The 20,660-nt window shown below is 44.6% G+C and carries 19 protein-coding genes, 1 other RNA gene and 1 other annotated feature; all 20 genes read left to right on the top strand.

Features of this window, described 5'->3' with window-relative positions:
* Positions 1 to 106 precede the first annotated feature (106 nt).
* The 20 genes from VEHSUH05_RS08340 to thrS all read left to right on the top strand — a co-directional run bounded on the left by VEHSUH05_RS08340 (position 107) and on the right by thrS (position 20,550).
* Positions 107 to 1,210 carry a Nif3-like dinuclear metal center hexameric protein gene (locus VEHSUH05_RS08340; protein ID WP_105091290.1) on the top strand — a complete coding sequence of 368 codons (1,104 nt, stop codon included), beginning with the start codon at positions 107 to 109 and terminating at the stop codon, positions 1,208 to 1,210.
* An 83-nt stretch (positions 1,211 to 1,293) separates the two neighbouring features.
* Positions 1,294 to 1,642: RNase P RNA component class A (gene rnpB / locus VEHSUH05_RS08335), an RNA gene on the top strand.
* 56 nt (positions 1,643 to 1,698) lie between these two features.
* Positions 1,699 to 2,031: a thioredoxin family protein gene (locus tag VEHSUH05_RS08330; RefSeq protein WP_054673723.1), complete on the top strand. Its 333-nt coding sequence runs from the start codon at positions 1,699 to 1,701 to the stop codon at positions 2,029 to 2,031.
* 215 nt (positions 2,032 to 2,246) lie between these two features.
* A complete protein-coding gene (locus tag VEHSUH05_RS08325; RefSeq protein ID WP_038115599.1) occupies positions 2,247 to 3,386 on the top strand; it encodes a hydrogenase small subunit in 1,140 nt (379 codons plus the stop codon).
* The gene (locus tag VEHSUH05_RS08320) at positions 3,386 to 5,287 is read left to right on the top strand and encodes a nickel-dependent hydrogenase large subunit (RefSeq protein WP_105091289.1); all 1,902 of its coding nucleotides are present in this window, start codon (positions 3,386 to 3,388) and stop codon (positions 5,285 to 5,287) included. Before VEHSUH05_RS08325 ends, VEHSUH05_RS08320 begins: the two co-directional genes overlap by 1 nt.
* 11 nt (positions 5,288 to 5,298) lie before the next feature.
* Positions 5,299 to 6,105: a Ni/Fe-hydrogenase, b-type cytochrome subunit gene (gene cybH, locus VEHSUH05_RS08315; protein WP_038115596.1), complete on the top strand. Its 807-nt coding sequence runs from the start codon at positions 5,299 to 5,301 to the stop codon at positions 6,103 to 6,105.
* The gene (locus tag VEHSUH05_RS08310) at positions 6,098 to 6,673 is read left to right on the top strand and encodes a HyaD/HybD family hydrogenase maturation endopeptidase (protein ID WP_054673721.1); all 576 of its coding nucleotides are present in this window, start codon (positions 6,098 to 6,100) and stop codon (positions 6,671 to 6,673) included. The genes cybH and VEHSUH05_RS08310 overlap by 8 nt, the downstream gene beginning before the upstream one ends.
* 32 nt (positions 6,674 to 6,705) lie before the next feature.
* Complete coding sequence (locus tag VEHSUH05_RS08305) at positions 6,706 to 7,083, top strand: hydrogenase expression/formation C-terminal domain-containing protein (RefSeq protein WP_054673719.1); 378 nt, start codon at positions 6,706 to 6,708, stop codon at positions 7,081 to 7,083.
* A 277-nt stretch (positions 7,084 to 7,360) separates the two neighbouring features.
* On the top strand, positions 7,361 to 8,371 hold the full coding sequence (locus tag VEHSUH05_RS08300) for a glycosyltransferase family 2 protein (protein WP_095066187.1): 1,011 nt from the start codon (positions 7,361 to 7,363) through the stop codon (positions 8,369 to 8,371).
* A gap of 81 nt (positions 8,372 to 8,452) precedes the next feature.
* Positions 8,453 to 9,274, top strand: coding sequence for a C40 family peptidase (locus VEHSUH05_RS08295; RefSeq protein WP_105091288.1), 822 nt, complete (start codon positions 8,453 to 8,455; stop codon positions 9,272 to 9,274).
* A 178-nt stretch (positions 9,275 to 9,452) separates the two neighbouring features.
* Positions 9,453 to 12,068, top strand: a complete 2,616-nt coding sequence (gene alaS / locus VEHSUH05_RS08290; protein ID WP_105091287.1) for an alanine--tRNA ligase — start codon at positions 9,453 to 9,455, stop codon at positions 12,066 to 12,068.
* A 173-nt stretch (positions 12,069 to 12,241) separates the two neighbouring features.
* Positions 12,242 to 12,502 carry an IreB family regulatory phosphoprotein gene (locus VEHSUH05_RS08285; protein WP_038115579.1) on the top strand — a complete coding sequence of 87 codons (261 nt, stop codon included), beginning with the start codon at positions 12,242 to 12,244 and terminating at the stop codon, positions 12,500 to 12,502.
* Entirely contained in the window at positions 12,502 to 12,921 is a 420-nt protein-coding gene (ruvX, locus tag VEHSUH05_RS08280; protein WP_038115577.1) for a Holliday junction resolvase RuvX, read from the top strand. Before VEHSUH05_RS08285 ends, ruvX begins: the two co-directional genes overlap by 1 nt.
* Before the next feature lie 22 nt (positions 12,922 to 12,943).
* Entirely contained in the window at positions 12,944 to 13,240 is a 297-nt protein-coding gene (locus VEHSUH05_RS08275) for a DUF1292 domain-containing protein (RefSeq protein ID WP_038115575.1), read from the top strand.
* Positions 13,241 to 13,374: 134 nt separating this feature from the next.
* Entirely contained in the window at positions 13,375 to 14,766 is a 1,392-nt protein-coding gene (mltG, locus tag VEHSUH05_RS08270) for an endolytic transglycosylase MltG (protein ID WP_105091286.1), read from the top strand.
* Positions 14,767 to 14,804: 38 nt separating this feature from the next.
* Positions 14,805 to 15,410, top strand: a complete 606-nt coding sequence (locus tag VEHSUH05_RS08265; RefSeq protein ID WP_105091285.1) for an O-methyltransferase — start codon at positions 14,805 to 14,807, stop codon at positions 15,408 to 15,410.
* A complete protein-coding gene (locus VEHSUH05_RS08260) occupies positions 15,410 to 16,651 on the top strand; it encodes a peptidase U32 family protein (RefSeq protein WP_054673810.1) in 1,242 nt (413 codons plus the stop codon). Before VEHSUH05_RS08265 ends, VEHSUH05_RS08260 begins: the two co-directional genes overlap by 1 nt.
* 1 nt (position 16,652) lies before the next feature.
* A complete protein-coding gene (locus VEHSUH05_RS08255; protein WP_105091284.1) occupies positions 16,653 to 16,997 on the top strand; it encodes a DUF4911 domain-containing protein in 345 nt (114 codons plus the stop codon).
* Between the two features lie 96 nt (positions 16,998 to 17,093).
* Entirely contained in the window at positions 17,094 to 18,083 is a 990-nt protein-coding gene (locus tag VEHSUH05_RS08250) for a hypothetical protein (RefSeq protein WP_105091283.1), read from the top strand.
* Between the two features lie 187 nt (positions 18,084 to 18,270).
* Positions 18,271 to 18,499: a binding site (T-box leader), on the top strand.
* Between the two features lie 140 nt (positions 18,500 to 18,639).
* Complete coding sequence (gene thrS, locus VEHSUH05_RS08245) at positions 18,640 to 20,550, top strand: threonine--tRNA ligase (protein ID WP_105091282.1); 1,911 nt, start codon at positions 18,640 to 18,642, stop codon at positions 20,548 to 20,550.
* Positions 20,551 to 20,660: the final 110 nt, after the last annotated feature.

The following is a 20,660-nucleotide window of genomic DNA, read 5'->3' as shown; positions in this document are numbered from 1 at the left end:
ATGTATAGGCGTTCATTTATGGTTTTAAAACTGTATTCATTAACATCATATAGTATTTTGTTAAAATCAAATATAATTAGTAAATTCAGGGAAAGGTGTGATTATAATGACAACTGTTCAACATGTTATAGATGTGATGGAACGGCTGGCACCTCGGTCTTATGCGGAGTCATGGGATAATGTAGGCCTTATGGTAGGCAATCGAAAGACGGTTGTTAAAGGTATTCTTACGACGTTGGACGTGACGACGGAGGCAATCGAGTATGCGGTAGAACATAATTGCAATCTTATTGTCAGTCATCATCCGTTGATTTTTAAAGGTCTTAAACAGGTGTCTTCGGATACGGCTCTGGGACGAATGATTGAAATGTTGATTACCAATCAAATCGCCGTATATAGTGCTCATACAAATCTTGATATCGCACCGGGGGGATTGAATGATATGTTGGCGGAACGGTTGGGACTCATAGATATACAAGGGTTTATTAAAACCGGAGAAGATGTGCTGTATAAGATATCCACCTTCGTACCTGAAGATGCAGCTGATGCGGTGCGTATCGCCATGGGAGAGGCCGGTGCCGGTCGAATCGGAAATTACGATTATTGCAGTTTCAGCGTGAACGGAGAAGGGCGATTCAGAGGAAATGATCAGTCTCATCCTGTCATCGGCGAAGCGGGGACGATGACTATTGTGCCGGAGGTACAAATCAATGCGATTGTGGATGCTACGAATTTCAATGCTGTTTTGATGGCTATGAAAGAGGCGCATCCTTATGAAGAGGTGGCTTATGAAGTCGTATCTTTGGCTGAACCGAACGGAGCGATTCAATATTTAGGACGCATAGGCAGATTGCCGAACGCATTAAAGATGGATACATTTCGCGAATGGGTGCAGGAGGCTTTGCCCGATGCGAATATCCGCTTTTGCGGTGTAGTGCCGGAGAAGATTCAGACCGTCGCACTTTGTTCCGGTGCCGGAGCCGAGTTTATCAAGGATGCGGCTCGACATAAGGTTGATGCCTATGTGACAGGCGATGTAAAGTATCATGATGCACAACTGGCGAAAGAATCGGGAATTCTCGTTGTAGACGCCGGTCATTTCGGTACGGAATCCATCGTGGCTTACGGTTTACGTGAGTATTTAGAGGCCTCCTCATTGGAGGTTCCTGTTCACGCTTATGGAGAACAACAGGACTTTTTCTTTTTATAATGTGAGAGCATATCTTTTTCGAGACTTTCACAACCCCCTTGTTCTTGCGTGATATAGTACTGCTATGATAAACTGAAGTGAAGCAAGTATGAAAGACGGTTGCGAGTCCGTTGGATTCGAGGAAAGTCCGAGCTCCATAGGGCAGGATGCCAGATAACGTCTGGCGAGGGTGACCTTAGGGAAAGTGCCATAGAAACGGAAACCGCCACATCAGTGGTAAGGGTGGAAAGGTGAGGTAAGAGCTCACCAGCAGTCTGGTAACAGGCTGGCTCGGTAAACCCCATCCGGAGCAAGACCGAATAGAAAAGGGTTAAGGGTGGTCCCGCCTACCTTTCGGGTTGTGTCGCTCGAGCGTACAGGCGACTGTGCGCCTAGAAAGATAATCGTCACCGCGCAAGCGGAACAGAACTCGGCTTATTGATTGCTTGTTTCATTATTAGAAAACGAATTATTGTATATATGATTTAAGACTTTGTTAGGAGAACTTCATGGCAATTACAGCGATTACTAGTGTACAAGAATTTGATGAAAAAGTACTTGGCTCCAAAGGTTTGACTATTGTTGATTTCTGGGCAGGTTGGTGTGAACCCTGCATCGTTATGCGTCCCGAGGTGGATGCGGTAGCCGAAAAATTAAAAGGTGAAGTACAGTTTTTCACCGTTGATGCGGAGGATAAAAATCTACGAGGTATTTTGCTGAAAGAAGATATTGACGGCATTCCATCCTTGGTATTTTTCCGGGACGGTAAAATGCTCGATTCTCTTGTGGGCTATAAGAAAGCTGACATTCTTGAAGAGCTCATTAGAGAAGCAATCAAATAATTTAATAACTGAAGGTTTTTATAAAACCAGATGATACGGAACTGTATGCAGGATATATCATTACTCTTGTATACAGTTCTTTCTTTATGCTATGAGGCTTTTTACTGTTTAAAATAGTGTGGAGATGTTATAATAGCAATATAAATGCAAGAATAGTTGTAGTTTATTAAGTAATATATACATTGCGCAAAGTTGTTGTAAGGAGGCTATATTCCGTGAAGAATCGTGTAAACAGTTTATGGACACTCTTCCAGGAGCGACGTTTGAGTCGACGCACATTTATGAAATCCTGTGTAGCGCTCACAGCTATTTTAGGATTGCCGCCAACGATGCTGGACACCGTTGTAAAAGCGGCTGAAACGACTGAATTACCTACGGTAATCTGGTTGCATGGTCATGAATGTACAGGTTGTAGTGAAGCTTTTATCCGTTCATCCTCACCGTTTGCATCGGATGTTATCTTGAATATGATTTCTCTCGAATATGATGATACATTAGCGGCCGCATCCGGAGCCCCTTTAGAGGAGCATTTGGAGAAACTGATTACGGAGAAGGCCGGTAAATACATTTTGGCTGTTGAAGGGGGTGTTCCTCTTGATGAAGATGGCGTCTACTGTACCGTAGGAGGTCGTACATTTAAACAGTCTCTATTGGAATGTGCTAAAGGGGCTGCGGCTATTATCGAATACGGATCCTGTGCATCCTGGGGCGGTATTCAAGCGGCTAAACCGAATCCGACAAATACGGTATCCGTGTCTTCCGTCGTATCGGGAAAACCGATTATCAAGGTGCCGGGGTGCCCTCCGATTCCTGAGGTTATGACAGGTGTAGTCATGCATTATGCATTGTTCGGGCAAATTCCGCCGCTTGATTCTCAAGGGCGTCCTAAACAATTCTACGGTAATCGTATCCATGATACATGCTATCGTCGTGCTTTCTTTGATTCCGGTCTCTTTGTTGAAAAGTTTGACGATGATGCATCTAAAGCGGGCTGGTGCTTATATAAGGTAGGCTGCCGCGGACCCCAGACATATAATTCCTGTGGTAATTTGCGCTGGTGGAACGGTCTGTCCTATCCGATTCAATCCGGTCACGGCTGTATCGGCTGTTCTGAAAAGGGGTTCTGGGATAATGATGTATTCTATAAACGCTTGCCGGATATTCCGTTGGCGAACACCATTACAACGGCCGATACAATCGGCACGGTAGCCGCCGTCGGTGCTACTGCGGCGGTTATTGTACACGGTGCGGCAACCCTTGCCCGTAATAAGTACAATGATATCCAGGAGGAAAAACGCTTGAAAGAAAGCGGCAAGTGGGATGAAGAAAAGCACAATAATGGAGGAAGTCACTAATGAAACGCGTAGTAGTAGATCCGATTTCCCGTATTGAAGGTCATTTGCGGGTGGAGATAAAGGTAGATGAAGGTAGCGGTAAGGTAGAGGACGCATTATCCTCGGGTACGGCTTGGCGTGGTATTGAACTTGTTGCTAAAGACCGCGACCCCCGTGATCTTTGGGCTTTCGTACAACGTATTTGCGGCGTATGTACAAGTACGCATGCACTGGCCGCATTGCGGGCCGTAGAGGATGCGGTGGGCATTTCCATTCCTAAAAATGCGAACTATATCCGCAATATCATGCACAGCTGCTTAGATGTGCATGACCATATCGTACACTTTTATCATTTGCATGCTCTGGACTGGGTCAGCCCTGTAGCGGCGCTCAATGCGGATCCGGCAAAAACGGCTCAATTACAGAATGATGTGTTGGCTACGTATAATATAGGAGGACTTGCTCCGGCTGAAACAGCGTCAAAGGATTCCGCATATCCTAAGGAATTTCCTAAAGCGACTACCGCTTACTATACAGCGGTACAGCAAAAAATTAAGAAAATTGTTGAATCCGGTCAGCTGGGTATTTTTTCCGCTCAATGGTGGGACCATCCGGACTATAATTTATTGCCTCCTGAAGTACATTTAATGGGTATAGCTCATTATTTGAATATTCTGGATCGTCAACGGGATATCGTCATTCCTCATGTTGTGTTCGGCGGTAAGAATCCGCATCCGCATTACATCGTAGGCGGTATGCCTTGTGCCATTTCCATGAATGACATGAATGCTCCTATCAATACACAACGCCTTGCGGCGGTGGAACAATCCATCTCCTTGACGAAGGATTTGGTGGATAATTTCTATGTGCCTGATCTGTTGGCTATCGGCAAAATCTACGTGGAAAAAGGCATGATTGACGGTGGCGGCCTTGCTAAAAAACGTGTAATGTCCTATGGTGATTATCCTGATGAATCCTATAGCGGCATTTCTGACGGCGATTACCATAAAAAATGTGTTGTCCGCTCGAATGGTGTGGTAGAAAACTTCGGCCTCGGTGTCGATAAAGCGACTTTTATCAACTTGGAAGGCAAGGATTTCATGGATCCTCAATATCTCAGTGAAGAGGTGGATCATTCCTGGTTTACTTATCCGAATGGTGAAAGTTCTCTTCATCCTATTGATGGTGTTACGGACCCTAAGTTTACCGGCCCTAAATCGGGGACGAAAGAAAAATGGGAATTCCTCGACGAAGATAAGAAATATTCCTGGATCAAATCGCCTACTTTCAAAGGTAAGACAGCAGAGGTGGGCCCATTAGCGAAATATATCGTCGTATACACAAAGGTAAAACAAGGTATCATCAAGGATCCGACCTGGGCGGAATCCATGATAGTCCGTCAAATAGATACCGTATCTCAGGTATTGGGCGTACCTGCACATGTATGGATGACGACCATGGTGGGTCGTACAGCATGTCGTGGCCTTGATGCGCAAGTAGCGGCAAATATGAGCCAATATTTCTTTAATAAGCTCGTTGCAAATATCAAGAACGGTGATACCGCCGTAGCGGATATGACTAAGTTCGACCCTAATACATGGGCACCGGATGCGAAGGGCGTTGGTCTTGTAGATGCACCCCGTGGCGGCTTGGGCCACTGGATTCACATCAAGGACGGTCGCTCCGCGAATTATCAATGTATTGTGCCGTCCACATGGAATGCATGTCCGAAGACGGCTGCTAATGAACATGGAGCGTACGAAGACGCCATGATAGACACGAAGGTAAAAATTGCGGATAAACCGTTGGAAATCCTGAAGGTAATTCACTCCTTCGACCCATGTTTAGCATGTGCTACTCATTTATACAATAAAAAAGGTGAGAAAATTGTTTCCGTTAATACCGATGCATTGTGTAAATAAGGGGTGGCATTATGTTAATACATACTGACAAAAAAGCGTATGTCGTATTCAGTTTATGGCTGCGCATATTCCACTGGACTATGGTGCTCAGTGTAACCGCATTGTTCTGGACCGGCCTTTATATAGGTGATCCGGGCTTTGCGGCGATTACAGGCAATCCGGAGCCGACTTTCGCTATCGACGGTTGGTTTTCAATGGAAACGATGCGTCGTATCCATTTCATTGCCGGAGTTATTCTGACATTTTCCTTCATATTCCGATTTGCCGGTGCGATTTGGAATCGTGGTGACAGATTGTTGCCGAAATTTAGACAGAAACGATACTGGTACGGCTTACGGGAAACAACATTGCACTATCTGATGATTCCTCAGAAGCACGAACATCATTGGCTAAGAAATTCATTGGCCCGTACGGCATATTTAGCGGTGTATATTTTGTTCTTCTTTGAAATTCTGACGGGATTTGCCATGTACAGCATGATTAATCCTAATAGTATTTTAGGAGGTGCACTGGCTCCGGTCATCACGCTGTTTGGCGGTGAATATAAGGTTCATATCATCCATCATTACATAGCATGGTGTTTCTTGTTCTTTACTATCATTCACGTGTATATGGCGTTCCGTGAAGATGTGATGGAGGAATCCGGCGAAGTATCCGCTATGGTATCGGGTATGAAATATTACGCTCATGATCCGATTGATATAGAAGATTTGAACGGTAAACGTCGCCGTGGTGAAAGAATCGATAAACCGTCCTTTACGACATATCGCCCTAGCGATCCTAACGATCCTAGAGAAAGAGAATTACAAGATGATTGATACAAGTGCTGAATATATCAGAGGCTTGGAAGAATACGCGGACTCGGAGGGTCCGCGTATTGATTTAAACAGCCTTTACGATGACGGTAATAATGAAATCGTCCTCCTCGGGGTCGGTAATATCCTGCTGACCGATGAAGGCCTCGGTGTGCATGTTGTGAAAGAGTTACAACATTCATATTCCTTTACACCTGCTGTAAGCATCATCGATGGCGGTACGATGGGGATGGAGCTATTGACGTATATGCGGGGCATGAAAAAAATACTCCTTGTCGACGCCATCAATGGTGGTGAAGCGCCCGGCACTGTTTACGAGTTCCCTCATAAGGAATTGGAGCAATACTTTACAGAACATATTTCAGTTCATGAAGTCGGAATGCAGGATATTCTTCGCATCCGAGCGATTCAGGAGCAGCCTTTAGAGGATGCTGTCGTAATCGGTGTCGAGCCGGAATCCCTCGAAATCGGCTTTGAACCGAGCGAAGTTGTACAGCGCGCCTTGCCGGAGGTAAAGAAGCGGGTTTTACAGGTTCTGGCTCGTTGGGGCGTCACTGCAGAACCAAAATAATTCATGAAGATGTATTTGTAATAGGAGATTATATGATTGAAAATTACAATAATGTGCGTGCCGTTTTAAATGAGTTGCGCGCTGCGCTGAAGCAATTGCGTGAAACAGGTGAAATCTATTCTGTTTATATAGAGAAAACAGGACTTACCGAGGAGGAACAGGTGGAAGTACTGGAAACGTTGGGACGTGGTCATATTACAATTTCCTTTAATGAAACGGATCAACCGGTGGAGTGGTATGAATCTCAGTTTTCCGGCATCTGGATCGGTACTTATAAAAACGGTCGCGATGATTCTATTCTGCATACCGTAGAGGTTTCCAGATATCCCGTAGTGGCCGGTGCTTATGATGAAGATATGGAAACGGCGGAAGAGGATTTACAAACTTGGATTGATGCTGCCGGATTATAAGCGGTAAAATCCTGTTGCAATAGCGATCATCGTAGGTTCATTTTTGTACTTTCTTCATTGGTTTTATATAAACGATTTCATAATTAAAAATAAATAGATTTTTTATCTATTCGAGCTGCTAATATATAAAAAAGATGAAGATGAAATTTGGTTATAAGTGAATAACCCTTGTATTTACTGGGTTTGTTCGGATAATTGGCTTTATTGTTAACCTTTGACATTTGCCTTAATTTACTATTTCACATAAAATAGGTGAGTAAAGTACTTTGGAGGATTTATGTTACTTTCTATTGTAGTGCCTGTATATAACGAAGAGGATAATATAGCTACTTTTTATAAAGCTGTAACTGATGTTATGTCAGGTCTTACATATGATTATGAAATAATCTATGTAGATGATGGATCTACTGATTCATCGGCTATGATACTGCGTGAAATTGCTAGTGATGATAAACATGTCAAAGTGTTATTGCTGGCTCGCAACTTCGGGCATCAGACGGCATTGACCTGCGGTCTTGATTACGCTCATGGTGATGCAGTTATTACAATGGATGGTGATATGCAGCATCCGCCTGCTTTGATTCCCGAACTCGTTCGGTTATGGGAGTCAGGGTATGATGTGGTGCGTACCATACGAGACTCGACAGAGGACGCCAGCTGGGCTAAATCTTTCACGTCAAAGTATTATTACAAGCTAATGAATAAGATGGCCGATGTTCCTATCGTGGAGGGCGGATCCGATTTTCGCCTCATGAATAGTAAAGCATTGGGCACCCTGAAACGCTTTCGGGAACATGGACGTTTCTTGCGCGGCATTGTCGGGGCCTTAGGATATCGACAGGCGGAATTACATTTCGTGGCACCTCCGAGATATGCAGGGGTTTCCAAATTCAGTGTACGCAAGATGATTCGTTTTGCTCTAGATGGAGTTACAGCGTTTTCCAGAGTTCCGTTGCGAGCGGCTCTCTATGTAGGTGTACTGTGTGGGGGACTGAGTTTTTTACTTATTTTGCATCTCCTTTATGTGTACCTTACGGGACAAGCTCTTAACGGCTGGACGACAATAGGCGTATCCATTTTATTTATTGGTGGAATTCAACTCGTCGGCTTGGGGATTATAGGCGAGTATGTAGGTCGTATTTTTGAAGAGGTGAAGCAACGGCCTTTGTATTGGGTTAAGTCCGCAATAAACTTTGAGGGGCATGAAGAGGTACCTGTGATGGGACCCAGCAGTGCCGATGTGTTTATCGCGTCGGAGACTTATACCGACCAAAGCAAGGAAGACTAGCTGTATTTGTGAATGCAAATAAATGACGGTTAGTATATTTTGAATAAGTAACTTACTTTAAGTTTTTTGGAAAGGAAGCATATGAAGTCAAAATATAGTAAGGCGAAAATAACGGCATTAACATTAACTTTTGTGTGTGCCAGTACTGCCATAGTTGGCGCAACAACCGCAACAACATTGCAATATGGTGATAAAGGCAAAAGTGTTACAGCGGTTCAACAGCAACTGATTAAACACGGCTATAATGCAACAGATAAAAACGGTGTATACGGTAAGGAAACAAAATGGGCGGTTCGCCTGTTCCAACAAGATCGCGGACTTCCTGTAGACGGTATTGTAGGTCCTGCAACGTATAATGCCTTAATGGGGGCCCCTCGTTCTACTAAGGCGGCGCTAACGCATAATGCGGCAACAAAAGCAGTGGCAACGAAGTCTGCTTTCACAAACAGTAATGCCACATCCCGTCGTATTGCCGGTCAATCGATTAATGGGAAAAAAGTTAGATTAAATAATCTTACAAAGAGTGAAACACCTAGCAGCATTCATGCTATTTTGTCGGAAGCCAACAAATACCGCGGTGTACCGTATGTATTTGGCGGCACTACACCAAGCGGCTTTGACTGCTCCGGTTATGTTAAATATGTATTCGCGCAACAGGGTATTTCTTTGCCTCGTTTAGCGGATGAGCAATATAATGTGGGTGTTGAAGTATCTCGTGCCAATTTGAAGGCAGGGGACTTGGTATTCTTTGAAACCTATGAACCGGGCCCGTCTCACTCCGGTATTTATATCGGCGACGGTCAATTCATCAGTGCTACATCCAGCAGCGGTGTTGCTGTAGCAAGCTTGGATTCCGGTTACTGGGGCGAACGATATATCGGTGCGAAACGTGTCGTACGCTAAAACTCTATACTAGCTCAAAAGAGGCTATACGAATCAATTATGTACTTGTTGATCCGTATAACCTCTTTTTTATATGGTGAAAATCCACGAATTATGCGGACTTATCATGGTTTTTGATAGATTTTCTATATTATTTACGGTATAATTAGGAGTAAATAATTTTAGGAGGAATATACACATGAAGGGTAATGAGCTGCGTCAAGCGTACTTGCAGTTTTTTGAAAGTAAAGGGCATTTAAAGTTAGATAGTTTTTCTCTTATACCGGAAAACGATCCGTCCCTATTATTGATCGGGGCGGGGATGGCGCCGTTAAAGCCTTTCTTTACCGGTAAACTGGTACCTCCTTGTCATCGTATCACAACAAGTCAGAAATGTATGCGCACAGGGGACCTTGAAAACGTAGGTCGTACTGCGCGTCACCATACATTTTTTGAAATGCTCGGCAATTTCTCCTTCGGCGACTACTTCAAGAAGGAAGCTATTCATTGGGCATGGGAATTTTTGACGGAAGTCATCAAACTCGATAAAAATAGACTCTATGTCACTGTATATCCGGATGATCAGGAGGCTTATGATACCTGGCATAACGATTGCGGCGTAGAGGAAAGCCATATCTCCCGTTTGGAGGATAACTTCTGGGAAATCGGCGAAGGTCCATGCGGTCCGGACAGTGAAATATTCTTTGACCAGGGACCTGAACACGGCTGCGACGATCCGAATTGCGCACCCGGCTGCGACTGTGACCGGTATCTTGAAATTTGGAATCTCGTGTTCACTCAATTCAATAAGATGCCGGACGGTTCCTATGAACCGTTGGAACATAAAAATATCGATACCGGCGCCGGTCTTGAACGATTGGCATCCGTATTGCAACATTGTAAAACGAACTTTGAAACGGATCTGATTTTCCCGATTATCGAGGCTACAGCAAAACGTGCAGGCGTATCTTATAACGATAATGAAAGCACAGATATATCCTTGAAGGTTATTGCGGACCATGCCCGTGCCGTAACGGCATTGATTTCCGACGGTGTATTGCCGTCCAATGAGGGACGCGGTTACGTATTGCGCCGTATCTTGCGCCGTGCCGTGCGTCATGGTCGCTTACTCGGTATTGACGGTATTTTCTTAACACCTCTTATCGACGTAGTCGTAGATATTCTAGGACCGGGAATCAAGTCCATCGCTGAAAAAAAAGACTTCGTAAAACGGGTCGTTCAAAACGAAGAAGAACGCTTCAATCAGACGTTGGAACAAGGTCTTGAATTATTGAACTCCTTAATCGATACATTGGCTGCCGAGAAAGCGACTGTCGTACCGGGCGTGGAAGTATTTAAATTGTATGATACATACGGATTCCCTTGGGAATTAACAGAGGAAATTGCGTCTGAGCGTGGTTTTACAATCGACCGTGACGGTTTCGATGCGGCGATGAAGGAGCAACGTGAACGCGCCCGCGAAGCACGTGTTAAAGAAGATGCAAAGGTGGCAACACCGGATATTACATTCCTTAAGGATGAAGAACTTCTTGAGGATGAAACTGTAACGGTATCTTCCGTTCTTATGATCGGTAAAGGTTCCGAACGCTTGCAAACGGCCGCTGACGGCGATGAAATCACCATTATCGTACGTACGACTCCATTCCACGCTGAGGGGGGCGGTCAATTAGGTGATACGGGCTTTATCGTCGGGCCGATGGGCAAGGTAGAGGTTCATAATACGAAACGTTTGCCTGAAGGCACAGTTTATCATATCGGTACCGTTGTAGAGGGTTCTGTTTCCGAAGGTGATGACGTAACGCTTGAAGTGGATACGGATCGTCGTGCTGCGATGGCTCGTAATCATACGGCAACACATTTATTGCATGCGGCCTTGAAACAAGTGTTAGGCGAACATGTGAATCAGGCGGGCTCTTTGGTAACGCCGGATTATTTGCGTTTCGATTTTACGCATTTCTCCCCTGTAACACAGGAGGAACTTGAAAAAATAGAGGCTCTCGTAAATGAAGAGATACTCAAAGCAACGGATCTCGCTATCGCTGAAATGTCTATGGATGAAGCGAAAGCAAAAGGAGCGATGGCACTTTTCGGCGATAAATACGGCGATGTTGTACGCGTGGTAGAGGTACCAGGATTCTCCGTTGAATTGTGCGGCGGCTCTCACGTGGGTAATACGGCATTCATCGGTTCGTTCCGTTTGACATCCGAATCCGGTATCGGATCCGGGGTGCGTCGTATCGAAGCGATTACGGGGCGCGCAGCTCTTGAGGCGGCACAACAGGATCGCTTGACTATTGAGCGTCTGGCAGGAGAGCTTAAGACGAAACCTGCGCAGGTAGAGGAACGTTTGCATCAGGTATTGGCCGATGCAAAAGCGGTTGAACACGAGCTCAATGAAATCCGCAAGGAAATCACCGCCAGCGGTGCTGCTGATATCGTATCCGCTAAGGTGAATATCAACGGTGTCGACGCCATCTTCGCATCCGTTAGGGTTAATTCGATGGATGAACTTCGAGATTATGCGGATCAGGCCCTCGATGTACTCGGCGGGTCCGGTGTGGTTCTCCTAGGTTCCGTTATAGGTGCGGATAAGGTAAGCTTTGCATGTAAGGTATCTAAAGATATCGTAAGTAAAGGTGCTCATGCAGGTAATATCGTAAAAGCTGCCGCTCAGGTAACGGGCGGTAATGGTGGCGGTCGTCCTGACATGGCGCAAGCGGGCGGCAAGGAACCGGATAAATTACCGGATGCACTTAAAGCAGGTGGAGATGCTTTGTCATCTATGTTACAATAATATATATAACTGTATAATTATTATTGATATATACTATTTAATACTATGCAGTTATATATGTAACCTAAGCTAAGATTAACTGTCCGGCCCAGTCGGACGGTTAGCATACGAGGCTGAGTCTCGTCTTTCACAAGGACGGGCCTCGCCTGATGTACTGAAAAGGAGGGATATGCATGAAGGTTTCCGATGAAACTATGTTATTCCGTAAAGTTGAAGATGAACCGGTAACAGCTGAAGAGGTACTTACTCGCGTTTATCAATCGATTCAAGAAAAAGGGTATAACCCGATCAATCAAATTCTGGGATATCTTATCTCCGGTGATCCTGCGTATATCACAAGTTATAATAATGCACGATCCGACATTCGCCGTTTAGAACGGGATGATTTGATTGAAGAATTATTAAAAGAATACGCAAAGGCTAAGAAACTGTAATGAGGATTATGTCATTGGACGTAGGCAGCCGAACTATCGGTATCGCCTGCAGTGATGCATTGCTCATGACGGCGCAAGGCATAGAAACCATTCGCAGAACATCCCTTGAAAAGGACTTTCACAGACTGCAGGAACTCATCACCGAATACGAGGTGCATGAGCTGGTCGTGGGAATGCCGAAAAATATGAACGGCACCAAAGGGGATAGGGCTGTAAAGACGGAGGAATTCGTCGCCAAGATGAAAGAAGTCATCGATTTACCTGTTACTTATTGGGATGAGAGGTTATCCACCGTCATGGCGGAGCGCCAACTCATCGCAGCTGATGTAAGTCGTAAAAAACGCAAATCTGTGATCGACAAGATGGCAGCGGTTGTAATTTTGCAAGGATATTTAGATCGCTTGCAGTTTAATAAATAAGTATTTAAAAGGAGGGTTTCCAATGGTTGACCAAAATTTTGAAGGCGAAGTGTATTACTTGGAATTCGAAGACGAAAACGGTAAGAAACAGTACTTCACGGAAGACGTTGTTTTGAATCATGAAGGCCAAGAATACGCCGTTCTTGTACATGTGCAGGAGGAAGAGGCTGACCATGAAGGTCAAGATGATACATATATGATCTTGGCCCGTATCGAAACAAATGAAGAAGGCGTAGAGGAATATGTGCCTTTGGATGAAGATGATGAACATTTCGAAGCTCTGGTAAAATTGTATGAGGATATGGATGACGACGAGTAATCCATTGTAAATGTAGCGTATTGCCATTGGGTGATGCGCTATTTTTATGTCCTGAACTTCATAGGGGAAATATAGAGTTTATGGTATAATAGAGTGACAATTGACGCTTATTTGATAGAAAGGAACTCAATATCGTGAGAAAACCCTTAAAATATATTTGTATTATTATTATCGTAGGAATCTTGGTTATCGTAGGCGGCCTCAGTGCATTGTACTATATGCCGAATACATTTGCCCAGGATGATGGATCTCAAGTGGTGGTCATCGATAAGAATCAAACAGGATCTGAAATTGCGGACATGCTTTATGAAAAAGGCCTCATCCGCTCCACTCAGGGCTTTAAGCTGTGGCTGTTGTTGAGCGGTACAGGTGATAAGCTTCAAACGGGGCATTATCAGATTCCGAATAAGGTGTCTGTGAAAGAACTCATTTCCCTGTTGCAGGAGGGTCATGTAAAATCAATTCGTCTGACTATTCCGGAAGGTTACACGGTAGGCGATATCGCGATTGAGCTCGAGAAGAATAAGATCATGAAGTCGAAGGACTTTTTAGAGGAAGCGAAGACATTTGTACCTTATCCGTATATGAAGGGGACAAAGCCCGAAACATATCCGGTAGAGGGGTTTTTATTTCCAAGCACATATGAGATCCCTGTAGATGCGACGCCGCGTGACGTGATTCAAATGATGGCGGATGAAATGAATCGCTATCTGACTCCGGCCGTAAAAAAGCAGATCCAGGCTCAACATATGAGTATTCACGACTTTGTGACATTGGCGTCTATTGTTGAACGTGAATCTCTGTTTGATGCGGATCGTCCGACTATTGCAGGTGTATTTAAAAAACGGTTGGCCCATGGCATTCCATTGCAGTCCGATGCGACGATTTCCTATGTACTCGGTTATGCGAAGGAACATGTAACATTAGGGGATACTCAATTACAGAGCCCTTATAATACATATGTGAGCAAAGGCTTACCGCCGGGACCGATTGCAAATCCCGGTAAAAAATCCCTTGATGCGGTACTTCATTCCGAAAATACGGATTATTTGTACTTCGTGGCGGATAAAGAAGGCCATAATCACTTCTCTAAAACCTATGAGGAACATTTAGCGGCGGTTCATAAGATCTACGGCAGTGATTCCACGCCGTCCGGTAATGAATCCGCGGCGCAGGCGGCAGGGCCTAACTATGACGTGGCTGCGGCTACTACTGAGCCTAATTATAATTACAGTTCGGCGGAAGCGGTGGAAGCGGATTCTCAATATGTTGATGTAGAACCGACTACTAAGTATACGCCGACAACGATTCCTGTCACGACGGCACCGGAAGCTGCACAGAGTGCACCGGCGGCAACACCGAATGCCGACTCCGGCAGTAACTATGTACCGACGACGATTCCTGTTACAACGCCACCGGAATCGATGCAGAACGTGATTCCGAATTCATCGCAGTCGAATGTGCCGCCTATTCAGGTACAGCGACCGCAACCCGTGAATCCGTCCGGCGGGACAAGCTCCAATTAATACAATTATCTATAATGTAGGAGAATCTATCTACTTTCATGACATTAAATGATATTTTAAATGAACAGCGTATTTATGCGATGCTTAATGATGTACCGATTCTGCGAGAATCGGAGGTACATCTGTTTGAAGAATTAATAGGATTATATCGGCCCACCTCCGTGTTGGAGGTGGGCACCGCCATTGGATATTCTGCACTGCTGATGGCTCCCCTGCTTGATGAGGGAGGCCACATTACATCCATAGAACTGGATGAGGTGCGTCATAAAATGGCGAAATATTATATTAATCAATCCGCTTATGCGGATGCGATTACCTTAATTCAAGGTGATGCGTCTCAGGTGTTAACGAACCTTGTCGGTGAATATGATCTTGTCTTTCTGGATGGGCCGAAAGGTCAGTATTTAAAACAATTGGAACTGATTTTGCCGCATGTGAAAGAAGGCGGCGTTATCCTCGCGGATAATGTCCTTTTCAGAGGTTACGTGCGCGGCGAAAAAGAAGCGCCGAAGCGCTTTAAGACAATCGTTAAACGATTACAGGAATATTTGAACTTTGTAGAAAATAAAGAATTATTTAATACCACGATTTACCCTATGGGGGACGGTATGAGTGTGAGTGTGTGGAAAGGACACAACAAATAATGGCAGAACATTTTATGGAATTACTTTGCCCGGCGGGCAATATGGATAAATTGAAGATGGCGATTCGCTATGGTGCGGATGCCGTCTATTGCGCGGGAAAGCGCTTCGGACTTCGCGCGGGGAATTCGAACTTCTCCGATGAGGAACTGAAGGAAGCGGTGGAATTTGTTCATTCTCATGGCAAGAAGATCCACGTCACCTGTAATATCATTCCTCATAATGAGGATTTTGAAGGCCTGGAGGACTATTTGAAATTCCTTGAAAGCATCGGTGTCGATGCTATCATCGTGGCGGATATGGGGATTTTCAGCCTTGCAAAACGCGTGGCTCCGGGGCTTGAGTTACATGTGAGTACGCAAGCGTCCACTACAAACTGGCATACCGTGCAGATGTGGAAAGAATTGGGTGCCGCCCGTGTCGTGGCGGCTCGCGAAGTATCGCTGGCGGATCTTAAAGAAATGAAGGACCATGTAGATATCGAAATCGAGTCCTTCGTTCATGGCTCCATGTGTATCTCTTACTCGGGTCGTTGCCTTCTATCGAACTATATGACGGGAAATCGCGATGCGAACCGCGGTCAATGTTCTCAATCCTGTCGCTGGAAATACTCTCTTGTGGAGTCCAATCGTCCCGGCGAATATTATCCCATCGAAGAGGATGAACATGGTACCTATATTTTTAACTCCAAGGACTTGTGCCTGATTCATCGCATTCCTGACCTTTATGAGGCCGGCATAGACAGCCTTAAAATCGAAGGCCGTATGAAATCCGTTCACTATGTTGCGACGGTGGCCAAGGTGTACCGTACGGCTATTGATACATATTTGAAAGAAGGCAAGGACTGGTATGTGCGTCCTGAATGGATCAAGGAATTGGAAAAAATCTCTCATCGTCCGTATACGGACGGCTTTGCCGAAGGTCGTCCTGATGAAAGCGCACAAAACTACGGTAAATCCACGAATACGCAGAGTCACGACTTCATCGGTTTAGTTTTGGGCTATAACGAAGAAGAAAAATATGTGGATCTTGAACAACGCAATAATTTCAAGGTCGGTGATAAGGTTGAATTCTGTCAGCCGAAAGGTGATTTAGTTGAAGCCGTTATCGAGAAGATGACGGACGAGGACGGCAATCCTATCGATGTGGCACCGCATGCGCAAATGAGAGTCCGCCTTTACATGGATACGCCTCTTGAGCCGTATTCCATGATGCGCCGCGAGTGTAAGCAGAAGGAAGACTGATATGAGCGGTATTCGATTAGAAACGAATCATTCGGAAATTTCGGAGCTATCGAATCGGAATCAAGCGGTTCTGTCCGATGATCCGTTGGTGCCGAGCCGCTCCATAGGGGCTTTTGAAGAGGCTCCTGATGAGTCTGAATCCGGTGAAGAAGCGTATGTGTACTTTCATATCGATCCGAAGTATACGAATTTCGTCAATCGTATCATCGAAGGCTATGAGTATGTCGGCGTGATGACCTCTGTTGATAATGAGGGCCTATGTATGGTGCGCTGCACGCCATCGACCAGGTCTCTGGCTATTGATATTTTGCAAAGTCTGCCCGAATATGTAACAATAGAAGGGTAGCATGGTGTCATTGCTCAGTGTATTTGTAGTGATGCTGAATTTTGGTGTATAGCTTATCAGGCTATAGTGAAATAATAGAGAAATGAGAGTAAATCTATGAAACAGTCTATCTTGAAACGTGCTTTATTAACAGCTTGTCTCGGTGTGTCTATGGCAGGCGTCGCTATGGCGGGTCCTGTAGGCCCCGTTGTTATCCCTCAAGCGGGAGAAGTGGTTGTGATTAACCATGGACCTGATCTTACGTTTACAGGGAATATCAATTTTGATGTGGAAAGCCAGGAAAACAATAATTTAAAGGTCGGATCCAACGTGATTCCGAACGTATTATACGGTGCGGCTTTCAATAAAGCCGGTGCACCAGATACGATTATCCCTGCTCAGACCTATGTTTACGTGGGGACGAAGGACGGTGCGAATGCTTTCACCGAATCGAGTGACGGGGACAAAAAAGGTGCGAAATGGAATGTGGAAACCCTGAAGAAAACCAAAGAGGGCGAAGTGCAATTAGCGAGTCGCGGTGTGCCTGAAAAGCCATTGGCGAACCAAGTGTTCACCATCAAGGATTCCATTATGCTGAGCGCCGTGGATATCAGTAAAACTGAAGTGGGTCGTAACAGCAAAGGCGTTCTGTATATGAACGTACCTAAGGAGTTGAAACTCACTGCCGATACGGGTATTCCTGATGATGTGCGCGAAACGATGCCGGCCATGTTCCGCGGTAAGCAGGGGGATTCCCTCATGGTGAATCTCATGCCGCTAAATGATGAGGAGCGTCAACAATTGGCGGCGAATCCGCATAATGCAAATGCCATCGTGTTCAATCGCGGCATGAATATCGCAAAAATGATCGGTTCCTCCGCACGTACCAGCAAGGTATACACATACATGAAGGACCATTATCTGAACCTCGTTATCGTTGCGAAGGATTACGATGATAACGGTGCACGAGGTAGCGGTGTTATGATGGTGTCCAAGCAGGACAATTCCAACGATATTCTGTTGACCCTTTATAAAGGTCCGGATCTTTCCAGCAGTAAACTGGAAAAGGTAATCGGCGCGATGTTGTCTACGAACTTCCAACGATAAATAATACTATAAACACTAACATAGGCTCGAGGTTAATATCGGGCCTATCCGTTTTATAAATTTTTCCATATAAATGAAGAGAAGCTTTACAATTTTTGTCTTTTATAAAAATTACGGCTTATAGTTTTTGTGAAATTTACAGTTAAACTGTATTGAATTTTTTAGTCCTCTATGATACTATAGTCTAGTAAAAGTTATGCAAAGGACATGATTCTCATATCCCTGTGTGCCAGAGAGAGGCGGATGCTGGAAATGCCTTACACATATATCGGAATTACCCCCTTTAAACTGATTTGTCGAACCTGAGTAGGCAAATACGGCCGCCACCGTTATCGGGCTTAATGAAGTGAATTAACTATATCGTTCGGTATAGGTAGTTAACTAGGGTGGAACCGCGAATGATCTTCGTCCCTTGTTGGTAGGGATAGAGGGTCTTTTTTTATTACCCGGTTTGCCAAAACATTTACTCGATGCATATGTATTGTGTGGTAAGTAGGTCTATTGGTGAAAGTAGAAAATCGAAGCTATCCTAGTTTATAAATTGGAGGAAAGAAAAATGGCAGATGTAAAAATCATTTTACCTGATGGTAGTGCGAAGGAATACGCTGCTGGCACTACTCTTGGGGAAGCAGTAAAACAACTATCTAACAGCTTGGCTAAAAAAGTACTAGCTGCAAACGTCAATGGTGAATTAACAGACCTTCGCGAGGAGCTCGTGGATGGCTCTGAAGTAGCATTCTTAACATTCGAAGAAGATGGTGGCAAACATACTTTGCGCCACACAGCTTCTCATATCTTGGCTCAAGCTGTTAAACGTTTATGGCCTGAAGCTAAATTGGCTATTGGACCCGCTATCGATAAAGGTTTCTACTATGATATCGATATGGAACATACTTTGACTCCTGAAGATTTAGGTAAAATCGAAAAGGAAATGAGCCGCATCGTAAAAGAAAATTTACCGATTACTAAATCCGTTATGCCTCGTCAAGAAGCTATCGAGTTCTTCAAATCCAAAAACGAAGACTACAAGGTAGAATTAATTCAAGACCTTCCTGAAGATGCAATCATCTCTTGCTACTCTCAAGGCGATTTCATCGACCTTTGTGCAGGACCTCACGTGGCATCCACAGGCAAGGTGAAAGCTTTCAAATTACAAAGCATTGCAGGTGCTTACTGGCGCGGCGATGAAAAGAATAAAATGTTGCAACGTATTTATGGTACAGCATTCGAGAAAAAAGAAGAACTAGATGCATACCTTCACATGCTTGAAGAAGCAGCTAAACGTGACCATCGTAAACTTGGTAAAGAACTCGGCTTGTTCGTTATCAAAGAAGAAGGTCCTGGTTTCCCATTCTTCTTACCAAAAGGCATGGCTCTTCGCAACGAATTGGAAAATTTCTGGCGCGAAGTTCATCATGATTTTGACTATGAAGAAATTCGTACACCTATCATCTTGAGTAAACATTTATGGGAAACTTCTGGTCACTGGGATCATTACCGTGAAAATATGTATACTACAATCATTGATGACGAAGAGTATGCAATTAAACCGATGAACTGTCCGGGCGGTATCTTGGTTTACCAGAATGAAATGCATTCTTATCGCGATTTGCCGTTGCGCTATGCGGAACTCGGTTTAGTACACCGTCACGAATTATCCGGCGCGTTACACGGCTTATTCCGCGTTCGTGCTTTCACACAGGACGATGCGCACGTATTCATGTTGCCGTCTCAAATGCAAGAGGAATTGATGAAAGTTATCGAGCTCTTCGATCGCATTTACAGCCAGTTCGGTTTGAAATATCATGTGGAATTATCCACAAAACCGGATAATGCGATGGGCGACGATGCTATCTGGGAACAGGCGACAGATGCATTGCGCAATGCTATCGAAGCTAAGGGGATTGATTACGTAATCAATCCTGGCGACGGTGCTTTCTACGGTCCTAAGCTCGACTACCATATTGAAGATTCCTTGGGCCGTACATGGCAATGCGGTACTATCCAATTGGATATGAACCTTCCTGAACGATTCCAGATGGAATATATCGGCGAAGACGGTCAAAAACATCAACCTATCATGATTCACCGTGCGTGCTTCGGCTCCATGGAACGTTTCATCGGTATCTTGACTGAACACTATGCAGGTGCATTCCCTACATGGATGGCCCCTGTACAAGTTAAGATTCTGCCTATCTCCGAAAAACATGTTGAATATGCAAAAGAATTGGCTAAACAAATGCATCACGACTATGTACGCGTAGAAGTGGATGACCGCAGCGAAAAAATCGGCTACAAAATTCGTCAGGCACAAATGGCTAAGGTACCGTACATGCTCGTTGTGGGGGATAAGGAAGTGGAAGAAGGCACAGTTAACGTACGTAAACACGGCGGCGATGAATTGGGCTCCGTTCCATTCGATGAATTCTTTAATTCCATTAAAACTGAAATTACAGAACGTAAATAAATTTAAAGGCAGTAGTTATATTTAATTGCTTTCGAAAAGGTAGGGCATTTGGTATTCACTATGTGAACCGAGCCCTACTTTTTTCTTGCTCTAAATAGAGTTTTTAGATA

The sequence above is a fragment of the Veillonella denticariosi JCM 15641 genome (genome assembly GCF_002959855.1).
Lineage (GTDB): Bacteria > Bacillota > Negativicutes > Veillonellales > Veillonellaceae > Veillonella > Veillonella denticariosi.
Note: the sequence above shows the minus strand (reverse complement) of the source record. Positions and strands in the feature narration are given on the sequence as shown.

Excerpts from the sequence above, each read along its gene's own strand:
- VEHSUH05_RS08340 (WP_105091290.1), top strand. The coding sequence starts at position 107 with ATGACAACTGTTCAACATGTTATAGATGTGATGGAACGGCTGGCACCT.
- VEHSUH05_RS08330 (WP_054673723.1), top strand. The coding sequence starts at position 1,699 with ATGGCAATTACAGCGATTACTAGTGTACAAGAATTTGATGAAAAAGTA.
- VEHSUH05_RS08320 (WP_105091289.1), top strand. The coding sequence starts at position 3,386 with ATGAAACGCGTAGTAGTAGATCCGATTTCCCGTATTGAAGGTCATTTG.
- cybH (WP_038115596.1), top strand. The coding sequence starts at position 5,299 with ATGTTAATACATACTGACAAAAAAGCGTATGTCGTATTCAGTTTATGG.
- VEHSUH05_RS08310 (WP_054673721.1), top strand. The coding sequence starts at position 6,098 with ATGATTGATACAAGTGCTGAATATATCAGAGGCTTGGAAGAATACGCG.
- VEHSUH05_RS08305 (WP_054673719.1), top strand. The coding sequence starts at position 6,706 with ATGATTGAAAATTACAATAATGTGCGTGCCGTTTTAAATGAGTTGCGC.
- VEHSUH05_RS08300 (WP_095066187.1), top strand. The coding sequence starts at position 7,361 with ATGTTACTTTCTATTGTAGTGCCTGTATATAACGAAGAGGATAATATA.
- VEHSUH05_RS08295 (WP_105091288.1), top strand. The coding sequence starts at position 8,453 with ATGAAGTCAAAATATAGTAAGGCGAAAATAACGGCATTAACATTAACT.
- alaS (WP_105091287.1), top strand. The coding sequence starts at position 9,453 with ATGAAGGGTAATGAGCTGCGTCAAGCGTACTTGCAGTTTTTTGAAAGT.
- VEHSUH05_RS08285 (WP_038115579.1), top strand. The coding sequence starts at position 12,242 with ATGAAGGTTTCCGATGAAACTATGTTATTCCGTAAAGTTGAAGATGAA.
- ruvX (WP_038115577.1), top strand. The coding sequence starts at position 12,502 with ATGAGGATTATGTCATTGGACGTAGGCAGCCGAACTATCGGTATCGCC.
- VEHSUH05_RS08275 (WP_038115575.1), top strand. The coding sequence starts at position 12,944 with ATGGTTGACCAAAATTTTGAAGGCGAAGTGTATTACTTGGAATTCGAA.
- VEHSUH05_RS08265 (WP_105091285.1), top strand. The coding sequence starts at position 14,805 with ATGACATTAAATGATATTTTAAATGAACAGCGTATTTATGCGATGCTT.
- VEHSUH05_RS08260 (WP_054673810.1), top strand. The coding sequence starts at position 15,410 with ATGGCAGAACATTTTATGGAATTACTTTGCCCGGCGGGCAATATGGAT.
- VEHSUH05_RS08255 (WP_105091284.1), top strand. The coding sequence starts at position 16,653 with ATGAGCGGTATTCGATTAGAAACGAATCATTCGGAAATTTCGGAGCTA.
- VEHSUH05_RS08250 (WP_105091283.1), top strand. The coding sequence starts at position 17,094 with ATGAAACAGTCTATCTTGAAACGTGCTTTATTAACAGCTTGTCTCGGT.
- thrS (WP_105091282.1), top strand. The coding sequence starts at position 18,640 with ATGGCAGATGTAAAAATCATTTTACCTGATGGTAGTGCGAAGGAATAC.